General features: G+C 43.7%; 20 protein-coding genes. 14 read left to right on the top strand and 6 right to left on the bottom strand.

What is annotated here, in order from left to right:
* The first annotated feature begins 19 nt into the window (after positions 1-19).
* Positions 20-3,037 (top strand): beta-phosphoglucomutase, encoded by a 3,018-nt coding sequence (gene pgmB / locus NIES1031_RS16915; protein ID WP_084544383.1) that lies wholly within the window; start codon positions 20-22, stop codon positions 3,035-3,037.
* A gap of 609 nt (positions 3,038-3,646) precedes the next feature.
* Here the strand turns inward: pgmB and NIES1031_RS16910 are convergent.
* The 4 genes from NIES1031_RS16910 to NIES1031_RS16895 form a co-directional block, all read right to left on the bottom strand.
* Positions 3,647-4,204, bottom strand: a complete 558-nt coding sequence (locus NIES1031_RS16910) for a hypothetical protein (RefSeq protein ID WP_073550683.1) — start codon at positions 4,202-4,204, stop codon at positions 3,647-3,649.
* A gap of 49 nt (positions 4,205-4,253) precedes the next feature.
* Complete coding sequence (locus NIES1031_RS16905; RefSeq protein WP_073550682.1) at positions 4,254-5,477, bottom strand: type II secretion system F family protein; 1,224 nt, start codon at positions 5,475-5,477, stop codon at positions 4,254-4,256.
* A gap of 272 nt (positions 5,478-5,749) precedes the next feature.
* A complete protein-coding gene (locus NIES1031_RS16900; RefSeq protein WP_073550681.1) occupies positions 5,750-6,886 on the bottom strand; it encodes a type IV pilus twitching motility protein PilT in 1,137 nt (378 codons plus the stop codon).
* A 43-nt stretch (positions 6,887-6,929) separates the two neighbouring features.
* Positions 6,930-8,930 (bottom strand): GspE/PulE family protein, encoded by a 2,001-nt coding sequence (locus tag NIES1031_RS16895; RefSeq protein ID WP_073550680.1) that lies wholly within the window; start codon positions 8,928-8,930, stop codon positions 6,930-6,932.
* A gap of 261 nt (positions 8,931-9,191) precedes the next feature.
* On the opposite strand from NIES1031_RS16895, the gene grpE reads away from it, so the two are divergent.
* The 7 genes from grpE (at position 9,192) to gshB (ending at position 16,210) form a co-directional block, all read left to right on the top strand.
* Complete coding sequence (grpE, locus tag NIES1031_RS16890; RefSeq protein ID WP_073550679.1) at positions 9,192-9,881, top strand: nucleotide exchange factor GrpE; 690 nt, start codon at positions 9,192-9,194, stop codon at positions 9,879-9,881.
* Between the two features lie 105 nt (positions 9,882-9,986).
* Complete coding sequence (dnaK, locus tag NIES1031_RS16885) at positions 9,987-11,957, top strand: molecular chaperone DnaK (protein WP_073550678.1); 1,971 nt, start codon at positions 9,987-9,989, stop codon at positions 11,955-11,957.
* 261 nt (positions 11,958-12,218) lie between these two features.
* Positions 12,219-13,346 (top strand): molecular chaperone DnaJ, encoded by a 1,128-nt coding sequence (gene dnaJ, locus NIES1031_RS16880; RefSeq protein ID WP_073550677.1) that lies wholly within the window; start codon positions 12,219-12,221, stop codon positions 13,344-13,346.
* On the top strand, positions 13,343-13,636 hold the full coding sequence (locus NIES1031_RS16875; protein ID WP_073550676.1) for a sulfurtransferase TusA family protein: 294 nt from the start codon (positions 13,343-13,345) through the stop codon (positions 13,634-13,636). Before dnaJ ends, NIES1031_RS16875 begins: the two co-directional genes overlap by 4 nt.
* A 70-nt stretch (positions 13,637-13,706) precedes the next feature.
* Positions 13,707-14,792 (top strand): small ribosomal subunit biogenesis GTPase RsgA, encoded by a 1,086-nt coding sequence (gene rsgA, locus NIES1031_RS16870; protein ID WP_073550675.1) that lies wholly within the window; start codon positions 13,707-13,709, stop codon positions 14,790-14,792.
* A 178-nt stretch (positions 14,793-14,970) separates the two neighbouring features.
* The gene (gene grxC / locus NIES1031_RS16865) at positions 14,971-15,231 is read left to right on the top strand and encodes a glutaredoxin 3 (protein WP_073550674.1); all 261 of its coding nucleotides are present in this window, start codon (positions 14,971-14,973) and stop codon (positions 15,229-15,231) included.
* Between the two features lie 7 nt (positions 15,232-15,238).
* Positions 15,239-16,210, top strand: a complete 972-nt coding sequence (gene gshB / locus NIES1031_RS16860; RefSeq protein ID WP_073550673.1) for a glutathione synthase — start codon at positions 15,239-15,241, stop codon at positions 16,208-16,210.
* Between the two features lie 27 nt (positions 16,211-16,237).
* Here gshB and ftsZ read toward each other — a convergent pair whose 3' ends face one another.
* Together ftsZ and NIES1031_RS16850 are read right to left on the bottom strand one after the other, a co-directional pair.
* Positions 16,238-17,509, bottom strand: coding sequence for a cell division protein FtsZ (ftsZ, locus tag NIES1031_RS16855; protein WP_073550748.1), 1,272 nt, complete (start codon positions 17,507-17,509; stop codon positions 16,238-16,240).
* 858 nt (positions 17,510-18,367) lie between these two features.
* Complete coding sequence (locus tag NIES1031_RS16850) at positions 18,368-19,210, bottom strand: cell division protein FtsQ/DivIB (RefSeq protein WP_073550672.1); 843 nt, start codon at positions 19,208-19,210, stop codon at positions 18,368-18,370.
* 474 nt (positions 19,211-19,684) lie between these two features.
* Here NIES1031_RS16850 and aroC point away from each other — a divergent pair, with 474 nt between their 5' ends.
* The 6 genes from aroC to NIES1031_RS16820 all read left to right on the top strand — a co-directional run bounded on the left by aroC (position 19,685) and on the right by NIES1031_RS16820 (position 24,619).
* Entirely contained in the window at positions 19,685-20,779 is a 1,095-nt protein-coding gene (gene aroC / locus NIES1031_RS16845; protein WP_073550671.1) for a chorismate synthase, read from the top strand.
* A 170-nt stretch (positions 20,780-20,949) separates the two neighbouring features.
* Entirely contained in the window at positions 20,950-21,219 is a 270-nt protein-coding gene (locus NIES1031_RS16840) for a hypothetical protein (RefSeq protein WP_073550670.1), read from the top strand.
* Positions 21,220-21,228: 9 nt separating this feature from the next.
* The gene (locus tag NIES1031_RS16835; protein WP_073550669.1) at positions 21,229-21,519 is read left to right on the top strand and encodes a hypothetical protein; all 291 of its coding nucleotides are present in this window, start codon (positions 21,229-21,231) and stop codon (positions 21,517-21,519) included.
* 61 nt (positions 21,520-21,580) lie between these two features.
* Positions 21,581-22,492 (top strand): alpha/beta fold hydrolase, encoded by a 912-nt coding sequence (locus tag NIES1031_RS16830; protein ID WP_073550668.1) that lies wholly within the window; start codon positions 21,581-21,583, stop codon positions 22,490-22,492.
* A 197-nt stretch (positions 22,493-22,689) separates the two neighbouring features.
* Positions 22,690-22,944 carry a SemiSWEET transporter gene (locus NIES1031_RS16825; protein WP_073550667.1) on the top strand — a complete coding sequence of 85 codons (255 nt, stop codon included), beginning with the start codon at positions 22,690-22,692 and terminating at the stop codon, positions 22,942-22,944.
* A 31-nt stretch (positions 22,945-22,975) separates the two neighbouring features.
* Positions 22,976-24,619, top strand: a complete 1,644-nt coding sequence (locus NIES1031_RS16820; RefSeq protein ID WP_073550666.1) for a B12-binding domain-containing radical SAM protein — start codon at positions 22,976-22,978, stop codon at positions 24,617-24,619.
* The last annotated feature ends 7 nt before the right edge of the window (positions 24,620-24,626 follow it).

Raw genomic sequence — 24,626 nt, 5'->3', positions numbered from 1 at the left:
ACGGGCAGAGGAGTAAAAAATGAGTCAGGCGGTCAGTCAATTTCTAGGGGAAACTACTAGCACTCAAGCACCGGTATCCTCACAAACCAACAACCTGCTGTATACCGACTGGGTTCTCATTGAAAGAGGTTTCGACCCGAACCAACTTCATGCGCGAGAAACCGTATTCACGATTGGTAACGGCTACTTGGGAACGCGTGGCAGTTTTGAAGAAGGCTACCCGCGGGCGATGCCTGTGACATTGATTCAGGGTGTTTATGACGCGGTTCCCGTGATGTACACTGAACTCGTGAATTGTCCTGACTGGCTGCCATTAACGATTACACTCAATGGCGATCCTCGACGTAGCGAGCGATTTAGCCTCGACCAAGGCGAGGTGTTATCCTACGAGCGCCGACTTGATTTGCGTTACGGGTTGCTGCGGCGGTCAATTCGCTGGCGTAGCCCCAGCGGTAAAACGCTCGATATCCAATTTGAACGGTTCGCCAGTTTAGCCGATCCTCATGTTTTAGGATTGCGCTGTTTGATTACACCCATCGATTGGGAAGGCGCGATCGCTGTTCACGCAAGTATCAATGGCTACGCAGAAAACCAGGGTTTTAATCATTGGGATTTGTTAACTCAAGACCAAACGGAAACAAATTTCACCGAAGATCTGCAACTCGAACCTGCAATTTGGCTAGCGGCGCGTACTCGTCAATCTCAAATTGAATTGGGGATGGCAGCCAAATTAATCATTCAGGGCGTAGCCGCGACATTTCAACGTGAAAGCGCACCAGGCTATCCCACGCTTACTACATCGTATCAAGCTGCAATAGGACAAACGGTGTTAGTAGAAAAGATAGTTACAGTTTATACTTCACAAGACATCGAATATCCCCTCAAGGCAGCGCAGAGTAAATTAGTAACATTGCCGAGTTATCCAGAATGTTGGGAACAGCACAAACAAGCATGGAAATCAGCTTGGCACACAAGTGATGTCATTGTTGAAGGCGATATTCGAGCGCAGTTAGCGATTCGCTATAGTATGTTTCAATTACTTATTAGCGCTCCCTGGCATCACCAACAAGCGAGTATTCCCGCAAAAACGTTATCTGGTTTTGGCTATCGGGGTCACATTTTTTGGGATACTGAAATTTTTATTCTGCCGCTATTTACTTTCACACAGCCAGAATTAGCGCGCCGTCTACTCACCTACCGCTATCACACCTTAGAAGGGGCGCGGCGCAAAGCCCGTAGTTACGGCTACAAAGGTGCAATGTACGCTTGGGAAAGTGCCGACACAGGCGATGAAGTCACACCCCGCTGGGCACTACCTTCCGACCCGTATGCGAGCGATATTCGTATTTGGTGCCGCGATCGCGAAATTCACATCAGTGCCGATATTGCTTATGCGATTTGGAATTACTGGCAAGCGACAGGCGACGATCTTTGGATGCGCGATTATGGTGCCGAAATCATTCTAGATACTGCTGTATTTTGGATGAGTCGGGTAGAGTGGAACAGCCAATTTGAACGCTACGAACTGCGCGAAGTAATCGGCGCGGATGAATATCACGAGCATCACGTGAACAATAATGCCTTCACCAACCGCATGACGCAGTGGCATTTAGAAAAAGCGATCGCTGTCTACGCGTGGTTGGAGCACACGTTTCCCGAACAAGCCGCCGCACTCGCCCAAAAACTCGAAATCACGCCTGAACGTCGGCAACGCTGGCAAGATATTGCGAATCACCTTTGGGTTCCGTATCACTCAGAAACAGGTTTCATCGAGCAGTTTGAAGGCTTCTGCAACTTAGAAGATATTAACTTACAAGACTACGAACCCCGCACCAAATCAATGCAAACAATTCTGGGCATTGATGGGGCAAATAAACGACAAGTTTTGAAACAGCCGGATGTTTTAATGTTGCTGTACTTAATGCGGCAATTACAGGAGTTTCCTTACAATCCTGAGAGTTTAAAAACCAATTGGGATTATTACGCTCCGCGAACCGATATCACGTATGGCTCGTCGCTTGGACCTGCGATTCATGCAATCTTAGCAGCCGATTTAGGTGATAGTCAAACCGCGTACAAACACTTTTTGCAAGCCGCATTGGTGGACTTAGAAAACACGCGCGGGAATACTGCCGAAGGTATTCATGGCGCTTGTGCTGGAGGCGCGTGGCAAGCGATTGTTTTTGGCTTTGCAGGAATTCGTTTCCAAGATAATCAGCCAATTGCTACCCCCCACCTTCCCCCACATTGGACGCGACTTGCGTTTAAGCTACATTGGCGCGGCAAGTGGCATCCCTTTGAGATCACTCATTCAGCATCTGAAATGAATTCGTACCACCCATCCCCATCACCAGAAATGGACGAAGCTTCTCCCACTATCAACCTGCGCGGCGCAATTTTCGACCTCGATGGCGTATTAACTGATACTGCAGAGTATCATTACCGCGCTTGGCAGCGTTTAGCCGACGAAGAAGAGTTACCCTTCGATCGCCAAGCAAACGAAGCATTACGTGGAATCTCTCGCCGCGAGTCGCTGCTCAAAATTGTCGGCGATCGCACATATAGCGCAGCCCAACTCGAAGAAATGATGGAACGCAAAAATCGCTACTATCAAGAATTCATCGAGTCAATGTCACCCAGTGACTTACTACCAGGCGTGCGATCGCTCCTTACTGAACTTCGCCAACAACAAATAAAAATTGCGATTGCATCGGCAAGTAAAAACGCGCGTACTGTCATTGAAAAATTAAACATTACCGAATTAGTTGATGCGATCGCCGATGGATATAGTGTAGAGCGCCCTAAACCTGCTCCTGATCTCTTTCTCTACGCCGCGAATCAACTCAAGCTTCCTCCCGCTGCATGTGTTGTGTTTGAAGACGCCACCGCAGGCATTGAAGCAGCCCTAGCCGCCGGAATGTGGTCAGTAGGTTTAGGTCCTGTAGAACGCGTCGGAAACGCTCATGTCGTGTTACCGAATTTCGCTGATATCACTTGGGCAGGTATTTTATCTAAACTCAATCAGCACCTTAGTTGAAATACTGTTTTATACTAATACCCTTTTTAGTAGCTACACATCATCGGTATACCCCTCCCAACCTTTCCTTGGGTAAGGCTACACAGTGTACACACAAGTTTAGACTAGCTTCGCTCCAAGCTTTTTGCCCCCTAAATTCCCATATTTGGGGGACTTTGAAGCAGAACTGGCTCGGAAGTCCCGCAATGCATGGGGACTGTTTCACTATAATGAGAACTACGATTAATTTCTCCTCTGCTCCTTGAGGGGGCGACAAAGTAACTAAAGAGGTTGCTGTATAAGTCTCATAGCTAAGAGACCTCTTTGATAAAATCCTTTCTTATTGCGAATGAATCAGATCTTACAGTGCTGATGGAACTTCATGTAATAATAGCGTCGTCAGAAACTCAAGTGGTACAGGTATTTTCATCCTACTAAGTACAGTCGGCTCAATAAATCATATTATCTCCGCTTAAATAGCCAGATGAGTGGTTAGTGAGTAGTGACTATTCACCATTTTTCTCATTACTAATCAACCGGATTCAATATCATATCTATCAAGCGCTTTGATTCATTAAATTAAAAGTGGTGCTTACTCCTAAACTTTGTTTATCCTTAAACGAGTAATTTTCATGAAGATAAGCTTTCTACTGCATCTTCCTCGTTTCCTCTAGAAAGTGTTTCATTAACAAATGGTAAACTTGCTCCTTGTAGCCCTAGCTTAATGCGTTCTGAAGTCTCATCAAAAACAACAAATAAAGGATAAAGTTTATTAGCCCCTTCATTCAAAATATGTTGATATGAAGATGGTAAAAGCCATTCATAATCTTTATCTAGTAAAACTTGCGTTTGCCGCCAGCGTTTGAGTAAATCAGAAAAGTCTTCGTTAGGACGATGAATAAATATTATAATTTCGACCCCAGTTTTAATTTTCCACTCAGGATCGCACATTAAAATAGCAACATCACAGGAAAGTTGTGTTGCAGTTGCTGTTAGCTCACTATGGTTATACTTACTCTGACGAAGCCGCACCACTGGTAAAGGAATTGTGATAACACTCTCGTCAGCACGTCGCAAGCTAGGAAGCATTTCTAAGTAAAATCTATACTGCTTTAGTAGCGCGATCGCACCAGTAGTGTTTGCATATTCTGCTAAGCAACTTTCGTATTGAACTTGTTTAATAGTCATAATGAGTGCGAAAAACTTGAGAAGCTAATTTTTTGCATTTTCTGTAGATCTAACCTAAACTTTCAAACACCTTAAACATAGGTAGATACATAGAAAGCAAAATTAAGCCAACCATCCCACCCAGAACAACAATCATTAAAGGTTCTAAAATACTCGTCAATGCTTTGACTGCTTGCTCGACTTCATCTTCATAAAAATCCGCAACTTTCATCAGCATTTGATCGAGTTCTCCGGTTTCCTCGCCAATACTAATCATTTGAATTGCCATAGGTGGAAAGACTCGCTCTTTTTGCAAAGCAATACTAATCATTCCCCCTTGTTGAATATCTTGTCGCGATGCATCTACCGCATTCGCAATGACTTGGTTTCCGGCTGTATCCCTTACAATTTCCAAAGCAGTCAAAATGGGGACTCCCGAACGCGTCAAAGCACCAAAAGTACGGCTAAAACGTGCAACTGCTGATTTTTGAATCAAATCACCAAATAGCGGCATTTTTAAAGAAAGACGATCAATGGTTTCTCTGCCAATTCGAGTTTTATAGTAATTACGGTAAGCAAAGCCAAACGCAACAATTATGATGGGAATCATCCACCAAAAGCCTTGAATGAAGGCACTAATACCTAACATAAATTGTGTCAATGCTGGTAGTTCTGTTCCTAAATCTTTAAAAATATTCGCAAAAATTGGAATTAGAAAAACTGTCATTCCAATAAAGATAGCAAGTGCTAATAAACCGACAACAACAGGATAAGCTAACGCTGATTTAATTTGATTTTGTAGCCGTGCTATATCCTCAAGTAACTTAGATAATCGATTTAAAACTTCATCGAGTACGCCGCCGACTTCCCCAGCTTGAACCATACTGACATATAAGTTATCGAAGCAATCGGGATGCTTGCGCATTGCTTCAGAAAGGTTGACACCTTGTTGCACGTCAGAGCTTATTTCTAATAAAGCTTTTTTGAGTTTAGGATTAGAACACTGCTCTGCTAATACACTCAAGCTTCTGACGATTGCTACTCCAGCATTTACTAATGCGGAAAATTGTCGTGAAAATACTGCTTTGTCTTTAACTGAAACTTTTGATAAGATTAATGTTATTTTTTGGAAGTCAATTTTGCTCAGGTCTAATTCTGAAGATTGTTTGATTTCTTGAATAAATAAACCTTGGTTTCTTAAACTCGAACGCGCCTCACTTGGAGAGTTTGCCGTAACCTTCTCTTTTCTAAGTTGTCCTTTCGAGTCTCTGACGCTAGCAACATAGGTAGGCATAACTTATTTTGACAGAATTCTATACAATGAATAATAAAAGTAAAGATATTTAATTCAACAAGTAGAGAACTTTTACTGATTTATTAACTTAAAACTCAATAATGTAGCTGAAATACCTTAATTACTATAATATACTCAGCTTAGGTAATTGGTTGTACACTCCACATAATCTCTAAAAAAGTAGCTAATAGCTCAAAACAAAGTAGGAATAATAAGCTTTTGAAAGAAACTCATCAATGAACTATTAGCCGTCAATTATTTACTGAAAAAACTTAATTTACAAGTACAGGTTTACCCGAAGCGGATCTAGCTGCCATTGTCTGTGCTGTGGGTATATTACCACCAATCAGGCGCTGTAACTCATCAGGTTTTGAGGTTTTAGACATTGCTGCTTCCAAAGAAATCGTTCCGGCTTTATACAAATCAGCAAGAACTTTTTCTAGTGTTTGCATTCCTAGTTTTCCACCCGTTTGAATTGCTGAGTAGATTTGAGAGGTTTTGCCTTCGCGAATTAAGTTTGCGATCGCCGGAGTCACAATCATGATTTCTTGCGCCATGACTCTACCAAATTCACCAGGTTTAGGATTTTTGCGCGGTACCAGCGTTTGACTAAATACAGCTACGAGCGAGTTAGACAACTGAACGCGGATTTGCTGTTGTTGTTCAGGCGAAAAAACATCCACCATCCGGTCAACCGTCTGCGCTGCGGAACTTGTATGCAATGTACCAAATACCAAGTGACCTGTTTCGGCTGCAGAAATCGCCAGCGAAATTGTTTCTAAGTCACGCATTTCACCAACAAGAATCACATCAGGATCTTCACGTAATGCTGCTCTCAAAGCATTAGCAAAACTTTTGGTATCTTCTCCAATTTGACGTTGATGAATTAAGCTTTGAATTGGTTCGTAAACGAATTCAATCGGGTCTTCAATCGTTAAGATGTGTTCTGATCGCGTCATATTGATGTTGTTAATCATTGACGCTAACGTTGTTGACTTCCCAGAACCTGTTGGACCTGTAACTAAAACTAATCCCCTTGGCTTTTCAGAAACTTCCCGCACAATATCTGGTAGCTTCAACGCATCCATACTGGGAATTTGGGAAGAAAGTGCCCGCAAACACGCTGCGTAAGTGCCGCGATCTTTGTAAACATTGACACGAAAACGTGCTAAGCCTCGCACTCCATAAGAGCAATCAAGTTCCCAGTTTTGCTCAAGGTGCTTGCGCTGTGTATTATTTAACATCGCAAAAATCAACCGCTGGCATTGTTCCGCCGTTAACGGTTCGTACTCTGTAGGAGTCAACTTGCCACTGATACGGATATAAGGAGGTAAACCAGTAGAAATGTGTAAATCGGAGCCACCACAAGCAATAACTTGCTCCATAAGGTCTTCAATCATGTAATCCATCGTATTGATCTCCTAATTCTTGAGTCGTTGACTAAATTGCTCTTCAATCTTGAAAACGTGGCGTCATGCAGTAGGGACATTCTAGCCACTCTGGTTGTAACTCTGCGCTACAAGTGCGACATTCTAAAGAACTCTTGCGTTTGGCTTTGAGTTCTGCTTCTAAACCAGAATCTGTAAAGGTAACGCGTTCAACTTCTTCGAGCGTGGTCAAACCTCGCCGCACAAGGTCAAGGCTGTAAGATAGCAAAGTTTTCATCCCATCTTCCACCGCGACTTCTTTGATGCGTTCGGTGGGTGCGCCTTCGGTAATTAAAGTTTGCAGCCGTTGATTAATCCGCATCACTTCATACACTCCACAACGTCCTTTGTAACCAACGCCGTTACAGTCAGGACAAAGTTCACCTTGACTCTTCGCAATTGCGACTTCTTCAGGCTGTAAAGTTTTCGCTTTATAAAAAGTGACACCGCTGTCTTGCGAACTTGTTAAGCCAAAGCGCGCTAATTCGGTAGAAGAAGGCGTATAGGGAATACGACATGTTGAACAGACACGCCTCACCAAACGCTGAGCAACAACACCGAGTAAGGCTCCTGATACCATAAAAGGCTCAACACCCATTTCATCTAGGCGAGCGATCGCACCTGCGGCATCATTTGTATGAAGTGTTGTCAATACTAAGTGTCCTGTCAGTGCGGCTTCAATTGCGGTTTTAGCGGTTTCGCGATCGCGCGTCTCGCCGACAAGAATCACATCAGGATCTTGCCGCAAAAATGACCGCAAAATCGAGGCAAAATCCATCCCTTTATCGCGAATGACTTGTACCTGAGTAATCCCTGGTAACGAATACTCAATTGGATCTTCCGCAGTACTAATATTGACTCCTGGTTCGTTACGTTCTGCCAAGATCGAATACAAAGTTGTTGATTTTCCCGAACCTGTTGGCCCTGTGACTAACAGCAATCCAAACGGACGACTTGCCATTTCACGGACGATCTGTAAACTTTCTTCATCGCTGATCAGCTTATCTAAACCAAGTTGAGTTGCTGAGTTATCTAAAATTCGTAAGACAACCTTCTCACCGTAACGACTCGGTAGCGTACTAACGCGAAAGTCTACTTTACGTCCTTCAAATACGCGCCGAATTCGTCCATCTTGGGGCATCCTTCGTTCAGCGATGTCCAAGTCTGAAATAATTTTAAAACGCGCGACAACCGCAGCAACAATTTTCTTAGGTAATGGCTCGAACGCTTGACGTAAAACGCCATCCTTGCGAAAGCGAATTCGGAGATGTTCTTCTTGCGGTTCGATGTGAATGTCTGAAACTTTTTCTTGCAGCGCCTTAACTAGAATTTTATTGACTAAAGCAATGACAGGTGCTGCTTCAGCATTTTGAATCGCTGCGCCTAAATCGGCTTCTATCTCATCGTTAGCATTTTGTAAATCAAAGCCTTCTAAACCTTCGATTTCCGATTGAACATCAACTGATTTTTGAATTTCTCGCTGTTTTTGCTGTTCGACTTGGGCATCGAGGTATTTTGCCAGCAACTGTTGAAAGTCTTCTTGTGTAATGCCGATGCGTTGCCATCCTAAACTTTTGGGACGGAGAATTCGAGTCAAATTATCCTGCGCTTCAAGATGGTCAGGATCGACCATCGCAACTAACACTGAAGGAGGATCAGCAGTTTGCGATAAAGGAATTAATTGAAAACGGCGGCAAATATCCACCGGAATCAGCGTGTCGATTAAATTCGCAACTTGATTGGTAGCGATTTGATTAATCTCAGGGTCGATAAATTCAACTCCGTAAACAATTTTGAGTTCAAAAAGTTGCTGTTTTTTGTAAAATCTTAGTAAGTCGGGTGATAGTTGACGTCCAGTCAGCGATTCTAAAACTTCAATAATAGGTCTTTTTGATTTACGACTTTCGCTCAGAGCTTGCTGCATCTGTTCATTGCTGACATACCCCGACTCAATCACCTTATTGCCGAAAGGAGAAAAGTCATTTTTGACGATCAGGGCACGCCGCTGTGAGGGGGAGTAGGTCATACATCAGTCGTGAAATGTTTCCACATAAGAGTATTCCCAGAAACTCTCGTAAAGTTGCTATGTAACGCAATGAGTGGGAGCAGAGGGCAGTGGGTAGTTGGTAAAATAGTATTTTGGTCTGTCCAACGCTCCTACTCTCCCACACTCCTAAAAAATTACGCTAGGTTTTGCTACTTAGGGTGTAATTAGTGCATCCTAGAAAAGGTACGGTGAAACAAGTAAGTATACAACGCAGTTTCGAGTATCTAAGATTGGTGCATAATGGTTGACGAGGATAAGCAAACAGAAATCGCAGAACAAGAGAGTAACACCTCAGCTGAAACAATGAATTTGAATGATAATTCCGAGGTAAATGCTCAAGTAGTAGACTCCACAAGCTCATCAGGCGAAACGACTGGTGAGGAAAATACTGTGGCGGCTGCTTTTGAACAAGGGCAGCAACAATTAGCTGAATTAACAGCACAGGTAGAATCGCTCAAATCGCAGTTGGAGGAGCGCACCTCTCAATATATAAGGATTGGGGCAGATTTTGAGAATTTCCGCAAGCGGACGCAGAAGGAAAAAGAAGAAATTGAGCAAAAAATTAAACGCGACACGATTACCGAGTTGTTACCTGTAGTCGATAACTTTGAGCGGGCGCGATCGCAAATCAAGCCTCAAACTGACGCGGAAATGACAATTCATAAAAGCTACCAAAGCGTTTATAAGCAAATGGTAGATACCTTGAAACGTCTAGGAGTTTCTGCAATGCGCTCCGAAGGAAGTCCATTTGATCCGAACTATCATGAAGCCGTAATGCGTGAACCTACGGATGAACATCCTGAAGGAACAGTGTTAGAAGAATTAGTCCGGGGATATTTCCTAGGCGATCGCGTTTTACGTCATGCTTTAGTGAAAGTTGCGGCGGCTCCTGAACCAGGAGAAACCTCAGCAGCGTCAGACACTGAGTAGTCAATCACACATTGGCAATAACCGTATAATATCGACGCCGTGGATGCAATTGCCCCAAGAGTCAAACAAACTCTGAAAATCTAATCGCACTTACGACTAGAAAACATGGGAAAAGTCATTGGCATCGACTTAGGCACCACGAACAGTTGTGTTGCCATTTTAGAAGGTGGTCAACCTATGGTTATTGCCAATTCAGAGGGGGGAAGAACAACTCCCAGCGTTGTGGGTTTTGGTAAAGGTAGCGATCACCTCATCGGACAACTGGCGAAGCGCCAACTTGTCACGAATGCGGAGAATACGATCTACAGCATCAAGCGATTTATCGGACGTCGCTGGGACGATACAGCTACAGAGCGCAGCCGAGTGCCATACAAATGTATTAAAGGTCGCGACGATACCGTAGATGTCCAAATCCGCGATCGCACCTACACCCCTCAAGAAATTTCTGCGATGATTTTGCGGAAGCTCAAACAAGAGGCCGAAGGTTTCTTAGGTGAAGCGATCGCCCAAGCTGTGATTACGGTACCAGCGTACTTTACAGACGCTCAACGTCAAGCAACCAAAGACGCTGGCACAATTGCTGGACTAGAAGTGCTACGCATCATCAACGAACCTACAGCAGCAGCTTTAGCTTACGGCTTGGACAAACTCGAACAACAGCAAAAAATTCTGGTATTTGACCTTGGCGGCGGTACTTTCGATGTCTCGATATTACAGCTAGGCGACGGTGTTTTTGAAGTCAAAGCAACGGCTGGTAACAATCATCTTGGCGGCGATGACTTTGATAGCTGTATCGTTAACTGGATGCTTGCCTGTTTTCACGAACAAGAAAAAATTGATTTATCGGTAGACAAAATGGCGCTACAGCGGTTGCGGGAAGCCGCTGAAAAAGCCAAAATTGAACTTTCGACGCTGGGGACGACATCAATCAATCTTCCCTTTATTACGGCTGACGCGAGTGGTCCTAAGCATCTAGAAATGGAACTGACGCGCGCTAAATTTGAAGAATTAGTCAACCATTTAATCGCCGCGACAATCCAACCTATGAGTCAGGCGTTGAAAGATAGTGGCTTGCAACCTGCTGATATTGACCGCATTATCTTGGTTGGTGGTTCCACGCGCATTCCAGCAGTTACCAATGCGGTGCAAAAGTTTTTCAACGGCAAGACTCCTGAACGTTCGGTCAATCCCGATGAAGCAGTAGCCTTAGGCGCAGCAATTCAAGGCGGGGTATTGGGCGGCGAAGTTGAAGATGTTTTACTGTTAGACGTCACACCGCTTTCACTTGGCATCGAAACGTTAGGCGAAGTCTTTACAAAAGTTATCGAACGCAATACGACGATTCCAACGAGTAAATCGCAGGTTTTTTCCACAGCAACAGATGGTCAATCGTCGGTAGAAATTCACGTGCTTCAGGGAGAACGCCCACTAGCCAAAGACAACAAAAGCCTTGGCAAGTTCCTCTTAACCGGAATTCCCCCCGCGCCGCGAGGAATCCCACAAATTGAGGTATCGTTTGAAATCGATGTCAATGGCATTCTCAAAGTTTCGGCTCAAGACAGAGGTACGGGGCGCGAGCAAAGTATTTGCATTACAAATACTGGGGGTTTAAGCGCTGCTGAAATCGAACGAATGCGTCAAGAGGCAGAAATCTATGCGGAACAAGATAAAAAACGTATAGAAATGATTGCTTTGCGCAACCAAGCAGAAGATTTGTTGTATAGCTACGAAGCAACGCTAAAGGATAATGAACACTTAATCAGCGATCGCCTGAAGCTGGAAGTGAGCCAAAAAGCTGAGGAACTACGCGCCGCTTTTGTTGAAGAAATCACTGTCGAGCAAGCCAAGCAAATATTAAATAACTTTCAACAAACACTCTTTGTGATCGGTACAGATGTCTATAACAACGCTGAGAAAGCACCAAATCAACAAATCAGTACCGAAGATGTGGTATCGACGGAAAAAGGTGACTTTGAATCGAGCAATTTCAGCACCGCAGATAATGCTACCGTTGCAGAAGATTTTGATTTTGATGAAGATTACACCGTGACAGCTGATTATGAAGCGATTGAGTAACACGAACTGACTGAAAACAGGCGGAAGATAAAGGCTGGTAATTGGTCATTGGTAACTGGTAATTGCTAAACTGCGGCAAGACTATTTATCAACAATTACCCATTACCTGTTAGCAACCTAAGAAAGTATGATATGCAATGACGATCGCGTACTTATCAGTACCCCACTAAGGTTGTAGTATGGGAATAATGGCTTGATTGTCAATAATCTAAAATAAATTAAGACTTATACAAATACTAACCTCGAGCAAAGCAGCGCTTTATGGCCCGCGACTACTACGAAATTTTAGGTGTTTCTCGTGATGCCGACAAAGAAGAAATCAAGCGCGCCTATCGGCGATTAGCCCGCAAGTATCACCCAGATGTGAACAAAGAAGCGGGAGCAGAGGAGCGCTTTAAAGAAATTAATCGGGCTTACGAAGTGCTTTCTGAACCCGAAACCCGCGCGCGTTACGATCGCTTTGGCGAAGCTGGTGTTGCTGGTGGAGTTGGAGTCGGCGGATTCCAAGATATGGGTGACATGGGCGGCTTTGCCGATTTGTTTGAAAGCTTCTTTAGCGGTTTTTCTGGTGCAGGACAAACGCGATCACGGCGCAGTGGTCCGGTTCGCGGCGACGATCTACGGCTAGATCTCAAATTAGACTTTCGCGAAGCGGTTTTTGGCGGCGAAAAAGAAATACGCATTTCGCACTTGGAAACGTGTGAGGTTTGTAGCGGTTCGGGTGCAAAACCAGGAACTCGACCGCGTACTTGTTCGACGTGTAGTGGCTCTGGTCAAGTGCGGCGCGTGACACGTACGCCTTTTGGTAGTTTTACCCAAGTATCTACTTGTCCTACGTGTAATGGCACAGGACAGATGATCGAAGAAAAGTGCGATGCCTGTGAAGGTAATGGTGTCCGCCAAGTTACCAAGAAACTGAAAATTACAATTCCGGCTGGGGTAGATAATGGTACGCGCTTAAGGATTTCTGGCGAAGGCGATGCAGGTCAGCGCAGCGGTCCTCCAGGAGATTTGTATGTCTATTTATTTGTGAATGAAGATGCAGAATTTCAACGCGAAGGCATCAACATTCTCTCAGAGATCAAAATTAGCTATCTGCAAGCAATTCTAGGCTGTCGGATACAGGTAAACACCGTCGATGGGCCACAAGAACTCGTCGTACCAGCAGGAACGCAACCGAATACAGTCATTACGCTCGAAAATCACGGTGTTCCGCGCTTAGGTAATCCTGTGAGTCGCGGCGATCATTTGATAACAATTTTGATCGACATTCCCACAAAAATTACAACAGAAGAAAGAGAACTTTTGGAGAAATTAGCTAAAATCAAGGGCGATCGCACCGGCAAAGGTGGTCTAGAAGGATTTTTAGGAAATCTGTTCCAGCGATGAATCAAACCGCGCTATCTCAACCGCACGCGCAACTCGATTTGCGCGGTACTCCGTGTCCGCTAAACTTTGTGCGGACAAAGCTGCGTTTGGAAAAAATGCCGCCAGGGTCGTGCTTAGAAGTTTGGCTAGACCCTGGTGAGCCAATTGAGCAGGTTCCTGATAGTTTGATGATGGCAGGTTATCTAGTTGAAGAAATTACCGAATGCAATGGTTATTTTGCGTTGTTAGTCCTGCGTCCTGGTGATACGAATGTGAGGGATCAGAGGTCAGAGGTCGGAGGTCAGGGATGAAGCAGATCTTTGTTGCTTACCATTCTTTTGTGTTCGTGTCAATGTCTTGTAGGCATTTCTTGACGATGGCATGAGCAATGAAGCGACATCAAACGAGAGGCTTAACGACGCTGATGCACCGTTGATAGGTACAGTTCTAGCCGTACAAGCAAACTACTGTCAAGTCCGCCTAAATCCCTCATCCCTCGCTCCTCATCGCTCATCCCTCTTATGTACGCGGCGGGCACGGCTGAAGAAACTAGGGCAGCAAGTTATGGTTGGGGATCGCGTCGAAATTGTGGAACCTGATTGGGCGGGTGGTAGAGGCGCGATCGCAGGGGTTTTGCCACGAAAATCACAATTAGATCGTCCGCCAATCGCCAATGCTGAGCAAATTCTTTTGGTTTTTGCTTTAGCAGAACCCCCCCTAGAACCCTACCAACTGAGTCGCTTTTTGGTGAAAGCTGAATCTACAGGACTCGGCGTGCGTTTATGTTTTAACAAAAGCGATTTACTGACGCTGGAACAACAGCAACAATGGCGCGATCGCTTACAGCAATGGGGCTATCAACCCGTATTTATCAGCATACGTGATGGAATCGGTATTTCAGAAGTACGCGACCTGCTCAAACTGCGTATTTCTGCGGTGGCTGGACCTTCGGGAGTGGGAAAATCAAGTTTGATTAATGCTTTGATTCCGACAGTTCACCTGCGTACCAACGAGGTTTCTGGAAAACTAAGTCGCGGGCGACATACGACTCGTCATGTAGAACTCTTTACATTACCTGACGGCGGATTACTCGCAGATACTCCTGGGTTTAATCAACCAGATTTGACGTGCCACCCACACGAGTTAGCAAATTATTTTCCAGAAGCACGACAGCGACTAGCACAACAAAGTTGTCAGTTTAGCGATTGTTTACACCGTAATGAGCCTAATTGTGCGGTGCGCGGTGATTGGGAACGCTACGAGCATTATTTAGCTTTTCTAGAGGAAGCGATCGCATATCAAGAGCAAATCAATCAGCAAGCCGACCCTGAGTCGAGTTTGAAACTGAAAACCAAGCGCGGTAAAAGACAATACGAACCCAAGCTAGACACAAAATATCGGCAGCATTCACGAAGGACTCAACATCAAGCACTAGAGCAACTTTATCAAGAAGCCGAGGAGTCGTAGTTTTTACAGAGCGTCGGTGCAGGGAACAGTTTATTTTTAGCTCTCATGCAGTGAACTAGCATGAATTCTAGTCTCTTATTTTGATTAATATGATCCCCGCTTACCGCATCTGACACAGTTTAAAATAAAGTTTAAGAATTATTACTCAGCGGTTTTTGTTTCAACCTTGGAAGAGCTTATGAATCCCAACATCGAAATTTATACCTGGAGCCGATGCCCTTTTTGTATTCGCGCCAAAGCTTTGCTGAAAGAGAAAGGCGTCGAGTTTACAGAATACGTGATTGATGGTGATGAGGCAGCGCGATCACAGATGGCAAAACGCGCGAATGGTAGACGTTCGGTACCGCAGATTTTTATTAATGACAATCATATCGGCGGCTGTGACGACTTGTACGAATTGGAATTTCAAGGCAAGCTCGATCAACTATTAGCAGCGTAAAAAAGCGATGAAACTTGCTTTTATTATTGATCCCATTGCACGGCTCGATCCAGGACATGATACGAGCGTCGCCTTGATGGAAGCCGCACAAGCGCTAGGTCATTCTATTTGGGTAACTCAAGCAAACTTGTTAAGTGTTATCACTGGTAAAGCTTGGGCTGTATTAGAACGAGTACAGCTAAAACCTGTGCAACTCGCGCAAGGACGATGGGTTGCGGAGAATCCTTGGTTTGAGTTAAGCGATCGCACTTTCGCCCCCTTAGAAAGCATGGACGCCGTTTTTATGCGTACCGATCCACCGGTAACGGTTTCTTACCTTTATGCGACATACATTTTGGATTATATCGATTCTGCGAAAACCTTAGTTATCAATGATCCCCAAGGGATCAGGGCAGCTAACGAAAAAATGTATGCGCTGCAATTTACCGACTGGATTCCAGAAACGATTGTCAGTTCTAATAAACAAACAATCCGCGAGTTTGTCGAGGCACAAGGCGCAGCAATTCTGAAACCTTTGGGAAATAAAGCCGGAGAAGGAATTCTGTATTTAGAAGCAGGCGATCGCAATTTTAACTCGATGGTTGAGTTAAGTACCTTGCAAGGCAGCGTACCCGTTATGGTACAAACTTACTTACCCGCTGCCCAAGAAGGCGACAAAAGGATTATTCTCCTTGACGGTAAACCTATTGGCGCACTCAATCGACTTTCGTCGGGAAATGAGTTTCGTAACAATATGGCAGCAGGTGGGACTGTAGCTCAAATTGGCATTACCGAACGCGAACAATCTATGTGCGCCGATATTGCCAAGAAATTGCACCAAGACGGCTTATATTTTGTGGGGATCGATGTGATTGGCGGCTACCTTACCGAAGTCAACGTCACAAGTCCTACGGGCATTCGGGAAATTGATCATCTAGAGGGTACTCGCTTAGGCGAACAGGTGATTCAGTGGTTGGAGTTAAAAGCAGTGCGGGCATAGACGTGGCTTTAACGTCTACGCTTTGCCTCAAGACCGAGGATTGCGCCTTCTTTGGAGAAACTCAGGAATATCCAAACCTGGCTTTTCTATTGTTTCTATCTCAATTGTGGGAGAAGATGGTGCGCTTGGTGTGGCTTGTGGTTGCGGCTTCGAGATGACTCGCGTACTTGCTTGTGGTTCGGCAGCAGCTTCTGTAGAAAATCCTGTAGCAATTACTGTAATTCGTATTTCACCTTGTAGTTTTTCGTCGATAACTGCACCAAAAATAATATTGGCGTTAGGGTCCACAACTTCATAAATTGTCTCAGCTGCGGCATTGACTTCGTGTAAGGTTAGATCGTGACCGCCAGTAATATTAAAAACGACGCCTTTAGCTCCTTCAATCGAAGATTCGAGCAGAGGTGACGAAATTGCTGCGTTGGCGGCTTCTCTAGCGCGCGATTTGCCGGAACCAATACCAATGCCCATTAATGCGGAACCTGCGTCTGCCATAATAGCGCGGACATCTGCAAAGTCAACGTTTACTAATCCTGGGATTGTAATAATGTCAGAAATTCCTTGTACGCCTTGCCGGAGGATATCATCTGCAATCCGAAAAGCTTCTTGTACAGGTGTTTGTTCTGAAATGACCGAAAGCAGCTTATCATTAGGAATAACAATTAGCGTATCTACACGGCTTTGAAGTGCCTCAATACCTTGTTCGGCTTGTGAGGTACGCCGCCGCCCTTCAAACATAAAAGGACGTGTAATCACTCCCACCGTCAATGCACCTAATTCTTTTGCAACTTCTGCCACGATTGGTGCTGCGCCTGTCCCTGTTCCGCCACCCATACCAGCAGTAATAAAAACAAGATCGGCATTTTCTAAAGCTGCGGCAATTTCCTCACGCGATTCTTCGGCAGCTTTTTGACCGATCGCTGGATTACCACCTGCACCTAAACCGCGTGTCAGCTTTTGTCCAATTTGCAACCGCCGAGTCGCCGACGTGTTCGTTAAAGCTTGGGCATCGGTATTGATTGACCAAAACTCAATGCCACTTACTTGGCTGGCAATCATCCGGTTAACTGCATTACCACCACCACCACCAACACCGATAACTTTAATATTGGCGACTCGACCTGGCACGATATCATCGAATTGATCGTCTGCTTCAGGAACTCCTTTAGAATCGTAATTTTGTCCAAAATGAATCCCTGACGAGTTAAAAGGATTATTCGAGTTAACAGTCAGCGAATAGCCTGGCTGTCCTGTAGATTGTGAGCTTTTATCCGTAGGCTCTCTTTTACTATTAAGCACCATTGGCATTAACAAGGATATGTAAACAACTTTTTAGATTTGATTTTTCTAAGAGTCTACTATAGGTTGACCGCCTCTGACTCTGCCATCGATCTTCGGTATGACTGTAAATGTCGCTCTATCGCTAGAAACTTAGTATTGTTACTAGTTTAAGTAGAGTCAATACAGCAATTGGATTGCTGCGGTTCTTTATAAAAATCTGAGTGTATACAAATTGCTAACTCTTTTCGTTGGTGTTCCTAATCGAATTTATAATATTGTGTTTACTGGTAAATAGCAAATCCCTTTGCCAAGTACTCAAGGCTACATATTAAGTTTTGGCAATTGATTGAGTTACACATAATTAATAGAATTAATAAATTCACCTTTATAAATGATTTATCTTTCAATCCAAAGTGAAGCGTTGATAGTTTTGATAAAACAACTTTGTTTGTGGAATTGTCACGCTACTCTAATTGATGATAATGTGTTTATTTCATTAAATCTTCTGTAAAATTTTCGCATGTAGTTAACTTTGCTTGCCAATACTTTTACTTTTTCATGCACTGCTACACTGTTTTCATGATCGCCTAGCGACTTTCGACAATTGAGAATGCGATATCCTGCATAGGAAATAGCCTACACTATCCTCTTTATCAATTTAATTAAATGAACTCAACTCTTTTTGCTTTGAAAAATAATGATTTTACTTGTGGATTCGCCAGTATTAAAACTTCTTGAATAAGTTTACTATACTTGGTTTACAAGACAGTTCTCTATTGAATTTGAGGGACATTGCAGGTAAAAAAACGCAAAAAAAATCTTTACTATAAAGAAAAATCACGAATTGTGCTTATACATCTTGACATATTGACACTAACCTTACTGGTGTGGCGTATCAGGTTTAACCGTTTCCACCTGGTTCATTTGTACTGTAGGAGCATCGGGATTAGAAAGATCAATATAAGCAATCTGATTAGAATTTAATTGTTGAGGAAGTTGCCGCATTTGGTCGAGGACTTGTAGTTGCTGATTTAGTCTCGAAGTATAGGCACCAAGATGCACAACTCCTAATTCAGTTTTAAGAATAATATTCGTGGGATCTTGACAGTCAATTTCGGTTATTTTAACTGGGCTACGACTAACACCTTGATATACTGAAGCCCAATAAGACTGATAACGTTCCAAGGGACCAATAACCTTTAATTGTGGTAGTTTCAAATTTGTAGATTGGGCAGCATAAGTTTGAAAAGGAATCCACACTCCCTGCGCATCGACAAATCCCATGTTAGCTTGCGCGTCGGTTGTCACAGTTTGGGGTGGTCTAATGTAGGCGATCGCCACCGGAATTCTTTCGGTAACTTGGACGCGTAAACTTGGGGGAAACAATTCGCGCGTCACATTCGCATCGGCGATCGTGGGTTGCGACTCTAGCGTTTTTGCGATCGCTTCAGGTTGAATTTGCAATAATGACTGTGGATAGGTAATCGGTAACAATGATTTAATTGCTTGTGTTGCGAGGAGTTGGTTTCCTTCGATCGTCACTTGACTCGACTCGCGTAATACCCAAATCGGTCGAGTCGTAGCCCAAACTAAGCCACCAAGTATTCCACTGACTGCCAAGGTTTGCCATGCAGCGTGTAACAGTTTAAGGCGTCTGTGAGTACGCAACATTTGTCGTCTTTGCTCTAAGTCTGAGCGCGAAACTGATTCGATGCTGGTCATCCTACCTTACTACTAGCAGTTCTACAAAAGATAACTCGTGTTTCAACCTTTGCATATCGTTCTGGATATTTTAGATCTTGTACGAGATGATGCAAAGTTTATAACAAAACAAAACTGATGCACCGTACAAGAAAACTTTAAGTATTGATTAACGTTAATGATGTTTTTGACATGATTATTGCGCCGTGAGTAACACTTTTGTAGAAGTTATCGCCAAGTGTCCACAGTAATCCTACCGAATTTATTTGGCGATCGCTGCTGGTCATTCAGTAATTTTGTGGTATTTGGCACGAATGCCTATGCCGTTTTCCCAGACAAGTGAAGAAGGCGCACAAGCTACTAAGACTTCCATGTATATGAGTATATGAGAGGAAATGCGTATACTGTCTCATACCTAACCAGCAAGACACCCAAACTAAGCAGTAAAATCTTGATATCTTTAAGTTTGGTAAAAACATCATTCACCCCAACACTATGGGTAATACTTTTGGACAATTATTTCGGGTGACAACCTTTGGCGAATCTCACGGCGGTGGCGTTGGGGTAGTGATTGATGGTTGTCCCCCGCGCCTAGAAATTTCTGCCGCAGAAATTCAGCAAGAACTCGACCGCAGGCGTCCAGGTCAAAGCAAAATTACCACACCGCGCAAAGAAGCAGATACGTGCGAGATTTTATCAGGCGTGTTTGAAGGCAAAACCTTGGGGACACCGATCGCAATTTTAGTCCGTAACAAAGATACTCGCCCGCAAGACTACGATGAAATGGCGCAAAAGTACCGTCCATCACACGCGGATGCGACTTATGATGCAAAATATGGCATTCGTAACTGGCAAGGTGGTGGTAGATCTTCTGCCCGCGAGACAATCGGGAGAGTCGCCGCTGGTGCGATCGCCAAAAAAATCCTGTTCGCGGTGGCTGGTATTGAAATTATTGGTTATGTCAAGCGTATCAAAGATTTAGAAGGTGTTATCGATCCCAACACGGTAACGACTGCACAAGTTGAAAGTAATATCGTCCGCTGTCCTGATGCGGAATGTGCCGAACGCATGATCGAACATATAGAACAAATTGGGCGTCAGGGAGATTCAATTGGTGGGGTTGTAGAATGTGTGGCGCGGAATGTTCCCAAAGGTTTGGGAGAACCTGTTTTTGACAAACTAGAAGCTGATATTGCTAAAGGCGTAATGTCTTTACCTGCGTCTAAAGGTTTTGAAATCGGTTCTGGTTTTGCCGGTACGCTGCTAACAGGTAGCAAACACAATGACGAGTTCTACACCGATGAACGCGGCGAAGTACGTACTCTCACAAATCGTTCAGGGGGCATTCAGGGAGGAATTTCTAACGGGGAAAATATTATTTTGCGCGTAGCGTTTAAACCGACGGCGACGATTCGCAAGGAACAGCGTACGGTTACTCGTGAAGGTGAAGATACGTTATTGGCGGCTAAAGGAAGACACGATCCCTGCGTGTTACCCCGTGCTGTACCTATGGTAGAAGCCATGGTAGCTTTGGTGCTGTGCGATCATCTATTGCGCCATCAAGGACAGTGTAAAGTGTTAACAAATTAATTCGTCGGTTAACAAGCGCAAAATATCGAATTATCCTGACATAATAAATTCTTACAAATGTTCGTGCTGATATTGCCAACAAATTTGCAACTCGGATAGAAATTAATAATCAATTTTGGGAATCTGGTGATGAATGGCTCGATACAGCTACAGGATGTGGTGTTGATGTGATGTACAGGACGCCTAATTGGATAGAAAAACAGTTAGAAAGCATTTTAGTCAATCACCAAGCATCTGTCGGCTATTCAACCTGTCTGTGGTGGAATATTTTGAAATCACATCCTGTGTCCGATCGCGATGGTTGGTTCAAATATCTGCAACATCAAGCTTTGCAACCGTATCCCGAAGAATTAAGACGTGCGATCGTTGCTAAAAATTACCCAATTCTCCGCCAGCACATCTCATTATACACACCAAATAAAATTAGCTATGAGTCGTAGAGTGACTTTGTGAGTATTAATCATCGTGTAGCGGCATTAGTCGCAAGTTATTTTGTTATTATTTTTGCAGTTAATTATCTACCTCATCCAGGAGAAAAACGCTTGGTACAATTTGCTAAATCTTTATGCAAGAAATTACCAAAATCTTTTGAAATTGATTTGAAAAATCTTCTGGGAGGATTATCAATGGATAGTAAGAGCCTCGACAAAATCAATGGTTTGCTAAATAATCTGGATCAGTTATTACTCACTGAAGGGCTAATTTCAGTATCAGGGTTGGGTAAATACGAAAGAAATTGAAAAGTCTAATTATATTAAAGATCGTTAATATAGCACTGGGTAGATAACTTTTTTGCACACAATGCCAATTGATAAACCAGATTTTATCCTTTATGCCCAACACGGATGGGCAGATACAGGTAGGGCGATCACATCATTAGCAAATCGTCTCGCAACTCCAAAAACACTTGTTGTCTCCCCCAACTTGGGCTTTATCAATACTTGGTTGCGCATTGAACCTTTAATCGCGGCGGTCGAAAAAATTGCGATTGAAACCAATTTGCGATATCCCAACATGCCTATCCGGATTATTGGTCATTCGATGGGAGGATTAATCTGGCTTGAAGTCCTCAATCGTCATCCCGAATGGTGGTCAAGAGTAGAATCATTAGTGCTGATCGCCTCACCTGTCGGAGGGGCAGACTTAGCAAGATTGCTTGATCCCCTAAGTTTGGGAGTAGGTATTGCACGCGACTTAGGCAAAAATCGCCGAGAAATTGCCGAAGCGATCGCCAAAGCGATCCCCACGTTAATCATTGCCGGAGATTTTGACAACGGTAGCGATGGCACAATTCCGATAAGTTCAACTAAGTTTCGCAATGCCCAGTTTGTTTTACTTCCTGGCTTATCGCACGCAATTATGCGCCATCACTCGGATGTTACAATTGTCATTCAAGATTTTTGGGCTAGTGAAAAAACACTAAGCGACATTTCCGAACCTGAATTAACTGACTTACTCATTCAGCGTTTGCAACTCGTTTCTGGTATCACAGACACGCATCATCGAGACTTTAGCAAAGCCCAAGTTTGCTTTACTTTAGAAAGTGGGATTTCTATTTGCACGTGGAAAAACCTATTAGGAATAGATCACGTTTTCGTCAGTTGTCCCGAAGGTAAATGTCTCTACAGTGGTTTTGTTGGTTGGTTGCACTCAGAAAATTTGCATCAAACGCTTCAAGAAATAGAAAGAGAATTCACTGAAAACATATCTTAGCTAACAGCTTACTTCTGTCTATGCTTTCTCTGTTCCTGAAGTAGTTTGCTTATATTATCTAAGTAAATGAGTAAAAATAAACGTAACTTAAGGGTTGCTAACTGGTCATTGGTTAAGTATGAGCTATTACCCATTACCTATTACCCGATAAATATTGTATGTGATATTTAATTATGCCCACCTACTTACTAAATTAAATGAATTCCGTCACAATCTTAGGGCTAATAGCCGGAACATTAACCACAATTGCTTTCCTACCGCAATTATTTAAAACCTGGCAATCAAAATCAGCTAAAGATGTTTCTTTAGGGATGCTAATGATATTTTCAACTGGTGTATTTTTGTGGTTAGTTTATGGAATTTATCTACAAGCATTACCTATTATTCTTGCTAACTTAATTACACTCATTTTCAACTTAATAATTTTAGGGCTTAAAATAAGATATAGATGACTCAATAGCTAAATGAAGCTAATTAACGCCAGTGACTGCCTCTGTTTTTGCCAACGAACGCCTTTTATTTAACCCAGCAACTCCAGATAGCGATGCGATTCGTACGATTTTTGCCTTTCCCAATGAATACAGCGTGGGAATCACTAGCTTGGGTTATCAAGTCGTGTGGGCAACTTTAGCAATGCGGTCAGATGTGCAAGTAAGCCGCTTATTTACTGATATTCACGAACAATTACCACGCGATCCTGAGTTGGTTGGTTTTTCTGTGTCGTGGGAACTCGATTACGTTAATATTCTCAATTTACTTGAGTCTTGGGAAATTCCAATTCGGGCAAAGGCGCGCAGTAACAGCGATCCCCTGGTTTTTGGCGGTGGTCCAGTATTGACAGCAAACCCAGAACCGTTTGCGGATTTTTTTGATGTTATTTTGCTAGGCGATGGGGAAAATTTACTAGGAGATTTTATTGCTGCTTACAAAGAAGTTCGTAATAGTGATCGCCCAACTCAGTTGCAACATTTGGCACAAGTTCCAGGAGTTTATATCCCCAGTTTGTACGAAGTTACGTATCACGATCCTACAGGTACGATTGAGTTAATTGAACCTCTCGCAGCAGTTCCCAACGTTGTAGAAAAGCAAACTTATCGCGGTAACACGTTATCTGCTTCTACCGTAGTCACCGAAAAAGCTGCGTGGGAGAATATTTACATGGTGGAAGTGGTACGCAGTTGTCCTGAAATGTGTCGCTTTTGCTTGGCAAGTTACTTAACACTTCCATTTCGGACTGCAAGTTTTGAGAGTTCACTCATTCCAGCAATAGAACGAGGATTAGCTGTAACGGATCGCATTGGTCTATTAGGCGCGTCGGTGACTCAGCATCCTGAGTTTGATGCTTTGTTAAAGTACTTGAGTAAGCCAGAGTACAACCATATCCGTTTAAGTATTGCCTCGGTACGCACAAATACCGTAACAGAAAAACTCGCGCGATTATTAGCAAAACGTGACACGCGATCGTTGACAATTGCCGTCGAAAGTGGTTCAGAACGTTTGCGGCGGATCATTAATAAAAAACTCGATAATGATGAAATTATGCAAGCTGCGGTTAATGCCAAAGCTGGAGGATTAAGCAGTTTAAAACTCTACGGGATGGTGGGAGTTCCTGGAGAAGACATGGCAGATCTCGAACAAACTGTCGCGATGATGAAATTGCTGAAAAAAGCCGCACCTGGATTACGATTAACGTTAGGATGCAGTACGTTTGTTCCGAAAGCGCATACGCCGTTTCAGTGGTATGGAGTCAACCGCCAAGCTGAGAAGCGATCGCAGTTTTTGCAGAAGCAACTTAAACCCCAAGGAATTGATTTTCGTCCAGAAAGTTACAATTGGTCGGTGATTCAAGCTTTGTTGTCGCGGGGCGATCGCCGTTTATCACAGTTATTAGAGTTAACGCGGCATTACGGCGACTCGTTGGGGAGTTACCGACGGGCGTTTAAAACGTTACGCGGGCAGATTCCTGATTTAGATTTTTACGTGTATAGCGATTGGTCGCGCGATCAGGTTTTGCCTTGGAGTCACATTCAAGGACCACTTGCACAGACGACTTTGTTGAAGCATTTAGCGGCGGCTGAAGCTGAGATGAATAAGGTAGGCAAAGAGTCGCAGTTGGTGCGGTGTTGAAAAGAAC

This window comes from Chroogloeocystis siderophila 5.2 s.c.1, from assembly GCF_001904655.1.
In the GTDB taxonomy this organism is placed as follows: Bacteria; Cyanobacteriota; Cyanobacteriia; order Cyanobacteriales; family Chroococcidiopsidaceae; genus Chroogloeocystis; species Chroogloeocystis siderophila.
This window is presented reverse-complemented; position numbering and strand designations above follow the sequence as displayed.

What these genes read in the sequence shown, in the direction of transcription:
- pgmB (WP_084544383.1), top strand. Translation starts at nt 20, where the DNA reads ATGAGTCAGGCGGTCAGTCAATTTCTAGGGGAAACTACTAGCACTCAA.
- NIES1031_RS16910 (WP_073550683.1), bottom strand. Translation starts at nt 4,204, where the DNA reads ATGACTATTAAACAAGTTCAATACGAAAGTTGCTTAGCAGAATATGCA.
- NIES1031_RS16905 (WP_073550682.1), bottom strand. Translation starts at nt 5,477, where the DNA reads ATGCCTACCTATGTTGCTAGCGTCAGAGACTCGAAAGGACAACTTAGA.
- NIES1031_RS16900 (WP_073550681.1), bottom strand. Translation starts at nt 6,886, where the DNA reads ATGGATTACATGATTGAAGACCTTATGGAGCAAGTTATTGCTTGTGGT.
- NIES1031_RS16895 (WP_073550680.1), bottom strand. Translation starts at nt 8,930, where the DNA reads ATGACCTACTCCCCCTCACAGCGGCGTGCCCTGATCGTCAAAAATGAC.
- grpE (WP_073550679.1), top strand. Translation starts at nt 9,192, where the DNA reads ATGGTTGACGAGGATAAGCAAACAGAAATCGCAGAACAAGAGAGTAAC.
- dnaK (WP_073550678.1), top strand. Translation starts at nt 9,987, where the DNA reads ATGGGAAAAGTCATTGGCATCGACTTAGGCACCACGAACAGTTGTGTT.
- dnaJ (WP_073550677.1), top strand. Translation starts at nt 12,219, where the DNA reads ATGGCCCGCGACTACTACGAAATTTTAGGTGTTTCTCGTGATGCCGAC.
- NIES1031_RS16875 (WP_073550676.1), top strand. Translation starts at nt 13,343, where the DNA reads ATGAATCAAACCGCGCTATCTCAACCGCACGCGCAACTCGATTTGCGC.
- rsgA (WP_073550675.1), top strand. Translation starts at nt 13,707, where the DNA reads ATGAGCAATGAAGCGACATCAAACGAGAGGCTTAACGACGCTGATGCA.
- grxC (WP_073550674.1), top strand. Translation starts at nt 14,971, where the DNA reads ATGAATCCCAACATCGAAATTTATACCTGGAGCCGATGCCCTTTTTGT.
- gshB (WP_073550673.1), top strand. Translation starts at nt 15,239, where the DNA reads ATGAAACTTGCTTTTATTATTGATCCCATTGCACGGCTCGATCCAGGA.
- ftsZ (WP_073550748.1), bottom strand. Translation starts at nt 17,509, where the DNA reads ATGGTGCTTAATAGTAAAAGAGAGCCTACGGATAAAAGCTCACAATCT.
- NIES1031_RS16850 (WP_073550672.1), bottom strand. Translation starts at nt 19,210, where the DNA reads ATGACCAGCATCGAATCAGTTTCGCGCTCAGACTTAGAGCAAAGACGA.
- aroC (WP_073550671.1), top strand. Translation starts at nt 19,685, where the DNA reads ATGGGTAATACTTTTGGACAATTATTTCGGGTGACAACCTTTGGCGAA.
- NIES1031_RS16840 (WP_073550670.1), top strand. Translation starts at nt 20,950, where the DNA reads ATGTACAGGACGCCTAATTGGATAGAAAAACAGTTAGAAAGCATTTTA.
- NIES1031_RS16830 (WP_073550668.1), top strand. Translation starts at nt 21,581, where the DNA reads ATGCCAATTGATAAACCAGATTTTATCCTTTATGCCCAACACGGATGG.
- NIES1031_RS16825 (WP_073550667.1), top strand. Translation starts at nt 22,690, where the DNA reads ATGAATTCCGTCACAATCTTAGGGCTAATAGCCGGAACATTAACCACA.